Origin of the sequence: Bradyrhizobium sp. Bra64, from assembly GCF_024519875.1 — a bacterium.
Classification (GTDB): Bacteria; Pseudomonadota; Alphaproteobacteria; order Rhizobiales; family Xanthobacteraceae; genus Bradyrhizobium; species Bradyrhizobium japonicum_G.
Genome location: NZ_JALJRD010000007.1, coordinates 1 through 12,492 on the forward strand (window position 1 = coordinate 1; position 12,492 = coordinate 12,492).

A 12,492-nucleotide genomic window follows, 5' to 3' on the forward strand; every position below is an offset into this window, starting at 1 on the left:
CGCAGACTCGCAGATCACCCCATCATCCGGTAGGTGGCCGCTGAACAGCGCTTACAGTTCTTCGGCGCCTTGGCCACCTAACATCCCGGTGCTAGGGCCCCATTGCCCAATCTGTGATTGGACATGTAGGTACTGAGGGGCGTGCAGGGAAGTCCAGCGCGCTCACGGCAGCGGTCTACGACCATCTGGTCGTGCCGTTTGGCCTGACAGGCGTTCCATTCGACGAGTTAAAGGCGGATGCCAGCGGCTAGCATCCCTTTACCTCAGTCTATCCGGAATGACAGTTGATCGTCGTCATTGCTTGGGAGGACGACGCGAGATCCATGGCGAATAGGACGAACGAGAGTATGAGCTTGCAGCTTGTGCTCTGTCTCTTCCCGCTTCATTCGCGCAACTGCCCATCTCTCGAACCAGTGTTGCCCAATGGCCGCCGTGCTAGCTTCGGCCTCGACCAGTGAGAAAAGATAGTTTGGGGTTTCATCCAACCGTAGCAGGTAGCGGGAGGGATTAGCGACGAGTGGTACGCCGTAGACGACTTTCTCGATCCCGTGTTGGAGCATTTCCTCCGAATTAAGGCCGAGCGCATTCAAACCATCTCGAAGCGATCGCAACTTTGGGCTCGTTCCTTCGCCGAACACGTTGTTGACGCGACGTCCGTTGGTAATGCTCGAGGTGTATTGCTCGATGGCAGCCTTGGTGTCCCGCCCAAACTGAAACGTTCCCACTCCGGAGGTTCGGCTGCGGTCTCGAGTCGTCAGATAGGCGTAGCGAACTGTCTCCCCGATTGGACCGCCGACGATACCGCACGGATAGGACGTCCTATCGTATTGATTTGGCCGCTCGCCGTAGAGGCTCGTCGTTCCGATAAATACGAGGTTTGCGGAGCGCACAATCGCTCGCCCCGCCATAGACGACGCAATGATACTGGGCATTGACTGGTATCGCCGTCGGTATTCAAGAACGACCTCCGGGCTCGCAGCGAGCATAGCTACCAACTTGCCACCAAGGAGCACGTTGTAAGGAGGCACCGCTCCACAAACGGTAAGATCCGCGATTTCGGTTCCGACCGTCATAGATCGTGCTAAACGCACGACCTTGGTGAAAGCCGCTCGACCGCTGGCGGACTCAAGCAGGGTTTCAACGCGCTTGGCCTTCGGCACACCGTCCCACGCATCGTGAATAGTGTTTCGCGTCTCAAGAAGCACCGCGATCTCACGTGCTCGCTTTGCTGTAAAGAGCGGCGACCGCGCGTATTTATGCCAGTCTGCCGCTGTGACGCCGGTCGCATCCCCTCCCGCCTTGTTAGAGCCGGCAGCGGCTCGAGAGAAGTGATCCTCCCGAGACTTGGCGGCCAGCTTTTGAAGCTTGGCTATCGTCTGCTGCGGGACATGCTTTGGCAGCTTTGCCGGGAGCAGCCCTTTCTCCAGGAAGTCCTGCCTATAGATTGCTTTCAGGGCTTGATCGATTGTTGCCAACGCCCAGTCTGCATATTCGGGATTCGGATCTTTCTTACAGGCTGCGACTATGTCCTCACCTAGCCACCCGATGAAACGATCGCGCGCCTCGAGTTGTACCGCCGCGCTACTGATCGCGCCGATTCCCATCACAGGATGATTAGGAGCCGCACCGTCCCGCACGAGGAACAACATGCTGCGCCCTGGCACGCTCTCGTATGGATTGCTCCAAGTGTGGCGGAAGTACCGCCAAATGTCCTGAAGCGCCAATCCCGTGATTGAGCAGGTGCCGGCAGAGCTTACAAATTGGATGTAGGGTCGAACGAGTTCGGAGAGTGTCTTACCAGAGGACCCCGATAGCGCGCCCGAGATCTCGAATTGTAGATGGCGACCATCTCGCATGAGAGAGAAGATGGAGTGGCGCCCAGTTCTGGTCAGAGCGCCTCGCTCCATCCGCTCGATGAATGCTCGCGTCGCAGGCTGTCTCAATTGCGCATCTCGCGCGGCGTGGTAGCGCCGGCGCTTATGCATCCTGACCTCTTCATCATCGTCAAATGGACGATGTGCGAGTACTCTTTCGTTCCTACCCTTCTTGACGAGCCAGCCTTGCTCGACAAGGTCAGCGATGACAAGCGCGGACGCGATGAGGCCTAGTTTGTCCTTTGTCTTGAGCTTGCCTGCCTCCGCAAGGAAACGGCGCCGCGCACCAAGTCTGATCGACTTGATTTCCTCAAGGTCAGCTTCGAGGACGGAAAGATCTCTTACGAATTCTGCAAGAAGTCGCCTCGACGCGGCCGTCGTGACAGCCTTTGGCGTGATATCGATTGCGCTCACTTCTGCCCTACGAGCGCAATAAAGCGTCTAACACCTCGCTCCACTCCTTACGGAACTTGGCGAGGATCTTTCTCTCATCTTTGCCCGTCATTCGCGCCTCAGCGCGAGTGGCCGCCAACAGCATCAAATTGATCACATGCGAGGCCTTCGCCGGATCTAGTCCATTTTGGCCGACGAGGGGCTCATAGAACTTGCGGAAGAACAGGTGGCTGGAATTGACAACCGCAACGAGCACGCCGTCAGACACGAGCGGCTTGAAGAACGGCCCGCTATCCTGCTCGTCTTGAACAAGCAGATATTTGGTGTTGGGGCCTTTTTCCGCGAGCGCATCCCTTACTCGCATATGGCGACCTGCAAGGTCGGACAGCGCCTTGGTGTCACTGGCCTGGGCCTTCGCCTTCTGAATTGGCCGCAGATGGTTGTGCTTTTTGGCAGCGAGTTTTTCAGCTTCAACGCCAGTCTTTTCTGTTTTCAGATTAAGATGCTTCTGGCGGACACGCGAATTCAACGCCTTCGCGGTATCTTCGATAATCGGCTGGATCGCCTCAACCAGATATTCCTTCGGGCGGATCTGTTGCTTGGTGTGCGTAATGCCGAAGGCGTCGTCGAGTTCGGGGTCGAAACGGATCTCGCAGCGCCACCAATCATCGTAATTTTCTCGGCGCTTGGCGCCCATGAAAAACCAGCCGAAATCAACCTCACGCTTACCTCGAACGATGGACACGCCAGCCCCGTTCGCGATTCCGCGCGCTCGCTTGTCGTCGTTGGAGAGTTCGTGCCACTCTGCGACCGGCAACTCCGTAAAGAGAACCTCTACCTGACCGGCAGGGCTCGCAGGGTTTTCCGGGTCTATCGCGACCTCGATAGTGACCACTTCTTGAAAGGGTTTGGCACTACCATCCTTGAAGGGCACCTGGAGAAAGACAGGGTCGACCGGATCAATCGCCTTGCCGTTCAAGGTGATGATCGTCCCGCCCCAAAGGAAATGGCGAAAGATGCGCCCGAGCCCGGATTGCAAACGACGCTCGATCGTCGAAATACGACGATGATCGAGCCGATCACATCGCGTCCAGACCACCAATGTCCCGGACCGCTTCGGCTTGATCGTAGCCGGCAATACCTGACGCATCGGCTTAGGAATCGCCGAAAGAGCCCCAGATACGATCTGGTCAACATCGAGATAGCTACTGATCGGCGGCTCGCCCTGCTGCCACGTGAAAACGTCGACACGACGCGCCTGGCTCAAGGACGCGTTGGGTAGCCCCATTCCAAATCGCCCCAACCCCTTCCGGCTGTTGAAGCGCGTCGTACCCCCAAAGCGCAAAGCCTCAGTCAGCGTTTCGGCGTCCATCCCCGAACCGTCATCGAGAATCGTCACCTCAAAATCGTCTTCGGCCGTCTTTCGGACGCCAATATCAATTCGCCGGGCCGAGGCCTCGAGCGCGTTATCGACCAGTTCGGCTACGGCGCTGACGGTCCCTTTATAACCAGAATCCCGCGTAGACTGGATGAACCGGTCGAGCGCAATGATCGAGGTGTCTGGTCCGGAACCGGCAGTATCGCCCCTTCGGATCGCGGTGACCTTTGACATCCCTCTTCCCACACTTCAACGAGCCCCAAAGCATACCGATAAAGCAATCCGAGGCCGGCGTCAGCTCATTTCGACGAGCCACCCTTACCAGTAGCGCTCGATCCACCGAAAATCGGGTAAGCGGAGGGCCCGCCCGTGCCTAGCCCCATCAAACCGTTCTCTCGCCGCGCCGACGCCGGGAGATCCTACTGAAAAACTTTGGGCCGATCGCACATTTTCGCGATATCCGGCCCATATGTCATTGTTAGCCACGCTGCCATGTGCAGCCAAGACAATGGAGACTGAGATGAGTTTTGATGCAGAAGCATTGGACGCCGAAGTTGCGCGTCAAGAGAAGTACCTGGCTCAATTGCCCGGAAACTTCGACTTCCCCCTCTTCAATTCCAAACACGCGATCGAATCGCAGCGTCGGAGCGGGTATCGAAATACCTCTTCCGCCGCCCGCGAGATCGTGGACAACGCGATCGAGGCCAAGGCGTCGCAGATCGACGTTTTCTTCGACCAGGCCAAACGCGGCAAGGGCAAGAAGGATGGCGAAGCCGTCTCGTCGGTCGCTTTCTTTGATAACGGGTCGGGCATGTCGCCCAAGATGGTTCGTTACGCGCTGAGTTGGGGCGCGGGCACCCATTTCGATGAATTGGGCACCATCGGCAAGTTCGGCTTCGGCTTGCCGAATGCCTCGATCAATCAGACACGCCGGGTAGAAGTCTATACCAAGCGGCGCCATGACGATGTGATCACCAAGGCCTGGCTCGACATCAACAATGTCCAGTCCCATGGCCTCACGCACATTGAGGAGCCGGTGACTGCTGAACTGCCGGACTTCGTCCAGCGCTATCTCAAGGACAACAAACTGACCTTCGAGCACGGCACCGTGGTCGTATGGGTCACGCCGGACCGCCTGTCCTACCGCAAGGCGTCGACCTTGAAAGAACACCTGCTGGACGACTTCGGTGTCGTCTATCGCTATATGCTCGGAGACGTCACGCTGAAAGTCGGCGGCAAGCAGGTAGAGCCGGTGGATCCGTTGTTCTTGACTCCTGGCGCTCGCTACTACTTGCCAAAGGACAAGGGTGGCGCAATCGAAGTCTATAGTCAGATGATCCCCGTTCGCTACTATCAGGATGAGGAAACGGGCGGTCTCCACCTGGCGTACGTCGAAAAGGCGAGCGAACTCGATCCCGAAAACGAGAGGACGCTTGCAGTTGGCGCGATCGAGGTGCGCATCGTCCGGTTTCCTCCGGGCTTCTCGGTCCATAAGAAGGGCAAAGCCGAATCAGACGCCAATCGCCGCTTCGAAATTAGGAAGGCGCGGCGCGGCATGTCGTTTGTTCGGCATGACCGGGAGATCGAGACGGTGGACGTTTTTCCTCGGTCGATGCGCGATGTGAGCGCCGGACTTGGCGATTGGCCTCTGCTCCAGGGCTATGCCTATCACTGGGGTATCGAAGTGAAGTTCAATCCGCAACTCGACGAGGTCTTCGGCATCGCGAACGACAAGCAGACCGTGCGCCCGATTGAAGACTTCTGGCGTCTGCTCGCTTCTGAGCCGTTCGAGATCGATGCTTTGCTAAAGGCCGAGAACAACTGGCAGTCGAAGCAGCGCAGGGCCGCTGATCCGGTCGTTGAAACCACCGAAGAGCCTTCGCCGGCCGAGAACGCTGCGGCGCTCGCCGACCGGATCGAGGGAGAAATCAACGAGCCGCCGAAGAAGGACAAGGAAAAGGTCGAAAAGGCGACCGAGGAGGAGGCAAACAAGCGTGTTGGCGTCACCGCGGGGACGGTGGAAGAGGCGAAGCAGGCGATCAAAAAGCAGGGCCAGCGGCGCGGCTACAAGATCGAGTACTTCGATGATTCGCACGGCGCGTTCTTCGAGCCCGAGTGGCAACCGGGCAATGTGGTGGTGGCGAAGGTCAACCGCCAGCACCCCTTCTACTCGGCCTTCTATGCTCCGCTGCTGAAGCTAGAGGGGGGAAGTCGGGCTCGCTACGCGCTTGACATCGTCCTTCTGGCTCTGGCGAAGGGCGAACTCCGGATCGACGATCCCGTCACCAAGCTATGGAACGAGAATCTACGCAAGAAGCAGTGGACCCCGTTCCTGTCCAATGCCCTGAAGGTGTTCGAGCAGACGACCCACGCAGACGACTCCCACGAAGAGTCGCAGGGCGACCAGGAGCAAAGCTTCGCCACCGACGCTCCCGCGTAACTCCAATGGCGCGCTTGGGCAATCAAGCGCGCCATTTCGGCGCACCGCTTGCTAATTGCGGCTTGCCGTTTATTCTACCGAATCGCGAAGGCAGAGCAGGCGTGGCCATGTGCCACCAGGTCCCCCGAGGCACTGCATTGACCTACGCATTTGCGGTCAATGCTGTAGCCAACGGAGACTCTTTCTATGTCTACGCCCGATTACTCAAATTTGGACCGAAGTCTAGTTGCTTTCCTCGGCGGCGATGCGCGCGCGGGGAACGTCGTCTATTCTTGCATGAAAGCCAGGATTCTGAGAGCGGTCATCAGCCGCGCCCCCGATCTCTCCAACGATCGCGATGACGTCCTCAACGAGACCTTTGTGCTGATGATGGAGGCGCCAAGCCGCTATGACCCCACGCGGGGGTCGGCGTCGGCCTTCATTACGTCAGCGCTCGTCCCCGAAGCAATTCAGCGCATTCGGGCCAAAGCGATCCGTCCAGGCGTCACTACGCGCAGCCGCAAACGCCTGGATCCATCTTTGCCGGTGACTTTCCCAATGCCGGATCCACCGCAAGCACCGGAGACTATGGCGACTATCGGGTATGGCTCACACATTGCGATGGAAGCCTCATGCGATGCGCGCGGCCTGTTTGCGCGAGCATCCGCTCCACTGCGGATGCTTATGGGTGGGTTGGCCAACGGCGACGCCCAAGCCGAAATCGCTGCTGACCTGGAAACGGATCGCTTCAAGGTCGCGCGAATGATCAGGTCGGTAAGACGCCTCGCCGGGGCCGCCTGACCTCTGGCTGCGGCGAACCTACGCCCTCGTGAGCGAAAGTGTGATACCGCGGCTCGTCGTGCCCAGAAGATTCACCAGAGCCCCAGCAAGTTGCGATCGCAAACCTACTAATGACACTGGCTGTGTAAAAACGCTAAAAGGCCAAAGACAGGTAGAATTGCGTTCCCCAGTTTGACGTCTTAACTCGAAATCACTCGCCCGCCATGAACGTTAGATCGGACTTGCGTGAATTACTTCTTCAATCGCTCTCAACAATCTCGGCGTTCTCACACTGCCAAGACCCACAGCGAACCGCGCAGCGCATCATCCTCCGCGGAGATGATATCCGGGCAGTTCACGGTCCCTCCGGCGAGACTTCCGAGAAGTTAATACTCGTCAGATCACTATAGCCATGGTTCGGCTTGGTGAAACTTGCCTCGATGAACTTCAACCGCCCGCTCTTCAAGTCGGTCTGCACCGCCCAGTATGCAGCCTCGGGCAGGTAAGCGGAAAACAATCCTCCATCCTTGCCGAGTCGCATGTTGAGTAAGAAAGGCCGTTCAGGAACGGTGTGACCCTTGCCAATGCGCGGCCAGCCCTTTTCGTCCGGATCATCGACGCGATTATATTCGCGCGAGCACATGAGCGAGCAAATGACTTCATCGCCTAGATGCTTGGGCATGTTGGGCGTTATCGCAACGATGTCGCAAAGCACATCGGTGATGGCTTCATCCGAGACGCCATGGCCGTGGTTTCGCACGTAGTAACTCACCGTGACCGATTTCACGGTCGCGAGCAGCGTGTGCTCGGGCTCCGGCGGCGGCTTACGCTTGCGTCCTCGTTCACTTTTCGCCACGTCCTCGTCCCTCCAACTCATAGATGATACTGGCCGTCGACGATGGCATAGAAGCCGATGATCGGCACGGAGGATATGAAAGCGGACCGGACCTGGGACGCGCCTAGTCGTCGGGCGCGTTGCCTAAGGCCACCATGACGTCGTTAGTCGCACAGAGTTCGAGAACTCGCGAGCGGAACGAATGCCAAATACTGCACGTCCACTAAGACTTGGGAGCAGTCGTCTCAATGCCGCTGGCTATCTGCTCCCGAAACAGAAACCGAATTCCCGCGCCTTCCAACGTCTGGCGTAAACGCTCCATGGTCGAGGAGTACGGTACCGAATGGCCTTGCTCAAAGCGATTGAGCGTTTCTTTTGAAAGCCCAGCCAGCTTCGCTAGATGCTCCTGATTCCAACTCAGCCAAGCGCGAGCGGCTCTCACTTGAGCAGGCGTGATGTGAGGCGCCTGGTTCGGGTTAACCATAAGTTCCGACCGTAGTTGGAGTCTTGCCTCGCATTTGCTATTATTAAGAGGTCGTTAAGTAGATCCTCGGGTCGGGTGGGGCCGACCGCTCCTTAAAACAGCAATCGAATCCTACAGCGTAATCCTTGCCAGGTCATTGGTCCGGCAAAACGGAACAGTGCGTCCCTAGCTCATCTGGACGAGTACGTAGGAGAGTCCTTGGCGCGACCAAGCGGTGCCTCACAAGGCCTCGCGATGATTTTCGGAATACTCCAATTACCTAGCTTTCCGCTCGATATCAACCACCTTGAAGTTTTGGGGGAACGCATGCGCTCGGCCTGGGGAAACGTCCAAAATTCGTCAAACGTCGCTTATCCGGATACGACCCACCGTACTTCGCTGCCTCCCACCCGTTGGTGGCGCGCGCGGAGCCCTCACGACTTCTCGCGGAAGGACATACGGACGATCCGGGAATTTCTCTTGCGCCACGAACGCGTTGCTGATTGCGATTGGCTCGGCGCAGTCGGCGGCGATCCGGCGACGGCCGTCGGCATTGCCATCAAGGGATTACAACGCCACGGATTGAAGAATCCCATTACGGATGCCGTGATCTCAGCCATCCTGTGCTGTGCTTTGGAGGGAGATCCCACCGCGAAGATGGTCTTGATCTCCGCTCTTCGACGCCGCGCAAAGTTCGACTCGCGTTGTCACATGCTGAGGCTGCACTGGCTTCACATCCAACTCTAAAGACTTCGCTCCCCAAGCCGGAAAACCTACGGCGCGGCCATCGAGGCCGCTCCGCCCCGATACAATACGTCAAGATCCTCAGCTTGAGCATGGAGGTGCCGATGAGCATCCCTGAACGCGACTGGCGCATCGCTATGATCAGCAAGTATTGCAAATTGTTTCATCCTCCTCCGGAAGCTCCAGTGCTCGCCAAAGGATATCCCGACTGCGGCTCTGGCTGGCGTGACATTCTTGAACGAGCTTGCGACCGAATGAACGCTGCGCTCCGAGTAGGTGAGCGGGTCGCACTCACAAAGATCTCGGCAAAGCACGGATCTCTCCGCATCCATTGGAATGGCAGACTTTCACCGTCCTCTCGGCATGACGTTGAAGATGCCATCGCACTGGCAGAGGCTAGATCGACCGTGACTTGCGAACTCTGCGGCGATCGCGGCCTGATCCATCGCTCAAGTGAGAGGCTGATAACCCGTTGCAGGGAGCACGCAGAAGGCGTGCTAGTCCCGACCCCGTCTGGATATGAGAACGTTCATATCGTCCCTCATCGTACGATCGAGGGACAATCGACAGTCGCTTGTCGGCGATACGATCGAGACACCGACGCGTTCACGGACCTTAATCCGCCACCTGCCGAGTGCGGCGATTTGAAGTAAGGCAACGGCCCTCTTCGCGAAGAGATAATACAACTCACTCTTAAAATGCGAGGACTACAACCGTGCTGCTGTGGATCCTGTCAGATTTGCATGTCGAACTCACTCGGGGTTGGGATTTACCGCCAGTCGACGCGCGCCCCGCTTTCGACGTTTTGGTCGTTGCAGGCGACCTAATTCCTCGCATGGAGCGGGGCGTAGAATGGCTGCGGCAAAGAGTAACCGACAAGCCGGTTATTTATGTCGCTGGGAATCACGAAGCGTACGGCTGCGACATCGATCGCACGGTCGAGAAAGCTAAAGAGGCCGCACGCGGTACCAACATATTCGTGCTCGAGTGCGACACCACGACGATCGGAGGCGTCACTTTCGCAGGTGCCACGATGTGGACCGACTTCAATCTGTTCGGTGATCCCTATCGTGCGATGGATGTCGCGGGAACGCGCATGAATGACTTTCGAAAGATCAGGATCTCAAACTATGCGCGGCGGTTTCTTCCGCATCATGCATTGGCTCGACACCTAAGAGCGCGCGCCTTCTTCGAAACGGAACTTCGCAAGCCGAGAAGCGGACCGATGGTCGTAGTTTCCCACCACGCACCTATTCCAGACCCCAACTTCGGTGCGAAGCAGGTTGCCCTGGGGGACGAATTGAGCGCTGAAGAGGTCTTGAGCGCGATATATCGAAGCGATCTAACTGCCCTAATGATCCCAAGCACTCCCGGCTCCGGGGATACGCTTCGACCCGTCGATCTTTGGATTCACGGGCACACCCACGAGTCGGTCGATTTAACGGTCGGGCAGACGCGCGTAATCTCAAACGCGAAGGGCTATGGGCCGTGGATGCCGCGAGAGCCATTTTGGGAGAACCGGACGTTCGACCCACTTCTCACCATCGACGTCTGACTCCAGCCAATCGGCAATATTTATCTCTCGGGACGTCCTGACGTGGCGCCTCAGGCGCGCCTGTTGGCGCGATCAAGACGCCTTGTGCAACGACACGTTTCCCACTGAATCCATTGCAGGAGAGTACTCCGTGGTGAAGTCGCAGTTTGACACATCCGCCGCCAACGCGACACTTTCGACACTCCTGATGCGCGTGGAGCAGCTATCGGACGCAGACTCGCGGGCTCGATGCCGCGTCACGTTCATCGACGCGACGACTTCGTTTATCTTAGCAACGCGCTGCTACGACCAGGCTTTCGTCAAACAGTCCACGATTCGTCAACTGATGAACATTATGGCCGTCGCCTACCGTCACAAATCCCAGGACGTAGAGCAGGCAACCCGCGCATTGCGGCGCGCAACGCGAAGGACTTCTCGGCATCTAACTCACAGCCTCCGCCGCTGACTTCCCGAGTTGCAATTCCACTCTCCAGTCCATTCAATCGCGCCCAAACATGCGAGGTGATTAGTGTGATTACCTTTTGCTCGACGAAAACTTCCAGACCGGTGCCGGCGCAAGACATTACGACGGTCGATGCACTCACCCGTCTCACACTCGATCCTACTGTTATTGCGATCAACTATTTCGACCAGATCGATGCGGCCGGGACACGCCTTCAGACGGACGCCATCTTCGTAAGACGTTCCAATACCTATTCGCTGCTTGAGGTAGTGCCCTCCCGACGAGTATCAAAGTCAATTGTCGAATTGACGCGGAACATGGGTCTTCGGCACTTAATCCTAACAGACGATGAACTCCTGATGCAGCCTCGCCTGCATAGCGAACGAGAGATCTGGCGCCATTCCACGAACGCGGTGGTGCCTGTTCACCTTCGTATGCAGATACTAGCCAGGCTGAATGGTCGCGGCGTGATTAATATGGAAGAGCTTCTCGCGTCGATCAACGGTTTCGGTTTGAAGAGAGAAGCTGTTCTGGCCCTGGCATGCGCGGGGATCGTGGAAATCGATGTCACTACGGTACCTCTCGGGCCAGGCTCGCCGATCCGCGCAGTGGCCTAGGCCCTTTCAAAGCACACGACTGTCGATCCGCCGCGCGGAATTTTGGCGTGGAGCAATAGGATGCGACTTTTGGTCAAGAGCCGCATCAACCTTCACTTTACTAGCAACAGTTACGCTTTCGCTGCATTCGCCCGAGAGTTGATCTTGGGAATGCCGTAAGACTTTCTCATCTATAGGACGCAATCTTGGCTCGTCGACGCTATGAATGGACCGAAAGTCGCATCGCAAAATACGTGCGCGAGGGACGAGGCCGTGGGACGGGCTCGAACTATAAACCCTGGTTGCGTGTCTTCGACGTGCCCTCTCTTGGAAAGAGTCACCGCGTTTTCTGGCCGAAGACCGGCCGCGTCCATCACCTGCTATCTGATCTCGAATACTACGCGTTCTTGCGGCACTGTTTTGACCACAGGACATCGGACATCAGAGAGCAATTTCCTTTGCCGCGTGAAGATACGGTCGAGATCGCGCGACAACTCGGCGTACGACACCCGCGCAGGGAAGTAATCCTAGTTATGACGACCGACCTGCTGGTAACGCAGGTTACTCCGGCGGGACGCCTTGATCGCGCGTTCGCGATTAAGGAAGACAAAGAACTCCGCAAAGAGCGTACACTTCAAAAACTCGAGATTGAGCGGCTCTATTGGGAGAGACGAGGCGTACCTTGGGCGATCATTCCTAGCTCGCGTCTTCGCAACACTCACAGCTACAATCTCGAGTGGCTATTCGGCGGACCGTCGAAGGCAAACGCCAAGCCAGAGATCGACTCTGCCATCCGAGCACACCTGGCAGACGCCATCAAAGACTTTGAACATCTTCCGCTACACGCAGTCTGCGGGGTCGTGGACGGGCGCCTGGCGCTTCGCGCAGGTCGCACCTTGGCAATGGCTCGACGAATGATCTTCGAGAAGGCTCTTCTTGTCGACTTGAGTTTGGGAAAATTACCTGACCAGCCGGCGGCCCGATTCTCCGTCCCGCGATAACGGCAGGCTCAT

General features: G+C 57.4%; 10 protein-coding genes. 6 read left to right on the forward strand and 4 right to left on the reverse strand.

The window, feature by feature from the left end:
- Nucleotides 1–263: 263 nt before the first annotated feature.
- Both NR187_RS20665 and NR187_RS20670 read right to left on the reverse strand, forming a co-directional pair.
- Nucleotides 264–2,288: a Druantia anti-phage system protein DruA gene (locus tag NR187_RS20665; protein ID WP_256807395.1), complete on the reverse strand. Its 2,025-nt coding sequence runs from the start codon at nucleotides 2,286–2,288 to the stop codon at nucleotides 264–266.
- 7 nt (nucleotides 2,289–2,295) lie between these two features.
- On the reverse strand, nucleotides 2,296–3,879 hold the full coding sequence (locus NR187_RS20670) for an ATP-binding protein (RefSeq protein ID WP_256807397.1): 1,584 nt from the start codon (nucleotides 3,877–3,879) through the stop codon (nucleotides 2,296–2,298).
- 286 nt (nucleotides 3,880–4,165) lie between these two features.
- Here NR187_RS20670 and NR187_RS20675 point away from each other — a divergent pair, with 286 nt between their 5' ends.
- Both NR187_RS20675 and NR187_RS20680 read left to right on the forward strand, forming a co-directional pair.
- Nucleotides 4,166–6,085 carry an ATP-binding protein gene (locus NR187_RS20675; RefSeq protein WP_256807398.1) on the forward strand — a complete coding sequence of 640 codons (1,920 nt, stop codon included), beginning with the start codon at nucleotides 4,166–4,168 and terminating at the stop codon, nucleotides 6,083–6,085.
- Between the two features lie 186 nt (nucleotides 6,086–6,271).
- Complete coding sequence (locus tag NR187_RS20680) at nucleotides 6,272–6,865, forward strand: sigma factor (protein ID WP_256807399.1); 594 nt, start codon at nucleotides 6,272–6,274, stop codon at nucleotides 6,863–6,865.
- Nucleotides 6,866–7,199: 334 nt separating this feature from the next.
- Here the strand turns inward: NR187_RS20680 and NR187_RS20685 are convergent, their stop codons facing one another.
- Together NR187_RS20685 and NR187_RS20690 are read right to left on the reverse strand one after the other, a co-directional pair.
- Nucleotides 7,200–7,700, reverse strand: a complete 501-nt coding sequence (locus NR187_RS20685) for a hypothetical protein (RefSeq protein ID WP_256807400.1) — start codon at nucleotides 7,698–7,700, stop codon at nucleotides 7,200–7,202.
- A gap of 202 nt (nucleotides 7,701–7,902) precedes the next feature.
- Complete coding sequence (locus NR187_RS20690; RefSeq protein ID WP_256807401.1) at nucleotides 7,903–8,163, reverse strand: helix-turn-helix domain-containing protein; 261 nt, start codon at nucleotides 8,161–8,163, stop codon at nucleotides 7,903–7,905.
- 198 nt (nucleotides 8,164–8,361) lie between these two features.
- Between NR187_RS20690 and NR187_RS20695 the strand changes: the two genes are divergently transcribed.
- The 4 genes from NR187_RS20695 to NR187_RS20710 all read left to right on the forward strand — a co-directional run bounded on the left by NR187_RS20695 (nucleotide 8,362) and on the right by NR187_RS20710 (nucleotide 12,480).
- On the forward strand, nucleotides 8,362–8,889 hold the full coding sequence (locus NR187_RS20695; RefSeq protein WP_256807402.1) for a hypothetical protein: 528 nt from the start codon (nucleotides 8,362–8,364) through the stop codon (nucleotides 8,887–8,889).
- A 712-nt stretch (nucleotides 8,890–9,601) separates the two neighbouring features.
- The gene (locus NR187_RS20700; RefSeq protein WP_256807403.1) at nucleotides 9,602–10,441 is read left to right on the forward strand and encodes a metallophosphoesterase; all 840 of its coding nucleotides are present in this window, start codon (nucleotides 9,602–9,604) and stop codon (nucleotides 10,439–10,441) included.
- Nucleotides 10,442–10,987: 546 nt separating this feature from the next.
- Complete coding sequence (locus NR187_RS20705) at nucleotides 10,988–11,500, forward strand: hypothetical protein (protein WP_256807404.1); 513 nt, start codon at nucleotides 10,988–10,990, stop codon at nucleotides 11,498–11,500.
- 185 nt (nucleotides 11,501–11,685) lie between these two features.
- Nucleotides 11,686–12,480 carry a TnsA endonuclease N-terminal domain-containing protein gene (locus tag NR187_RS20710; RefSeq protein ID WP_256807408.1) on the forward strand — a complete coding sequence of 265 codons (795 nt, stop codon included), beginning with the start codon at nucleotides 11,686–11,688 and terminating at the stop codon, nucleotides 12,478–12,480.
- Nucleotides 12,481–12,492: the final 12 nt, after the last annotated feature.

Excerpts from the sequence above, each read along its gene's own strand:
- NR187_RS20675 (WP_256807398.1), top strand. The coding sequence starts at position 4,166 with ATGAGTTTTGATGCAGAAGCATTGGACGCCGAAGTTGCGCGTCAAGAG.
- NR187_RS20680 (WP_256807399.1), top strand. The coding sequence starts at position 6,272 with ATGTCTACGCCCGATTACTCAAATTTGGACCGAAGTCTAGTTGCTTTC.
- NR187_RS20670 (WP_256807397.1), bottom strand. The coding sequence starts at position 3,879 with ATGTCAAAGGTCACCGCGATCCGAAGGGGCGATACTGCCGGTTCCGGA.
- NR187_RS20690 (WP_256807401.1), bottom strand. The coding sequence starts at position 8,163 with ATGGTTAACCCGAACCAGGCGCCTCACATCACGCCTGCTCAAGTGAGA.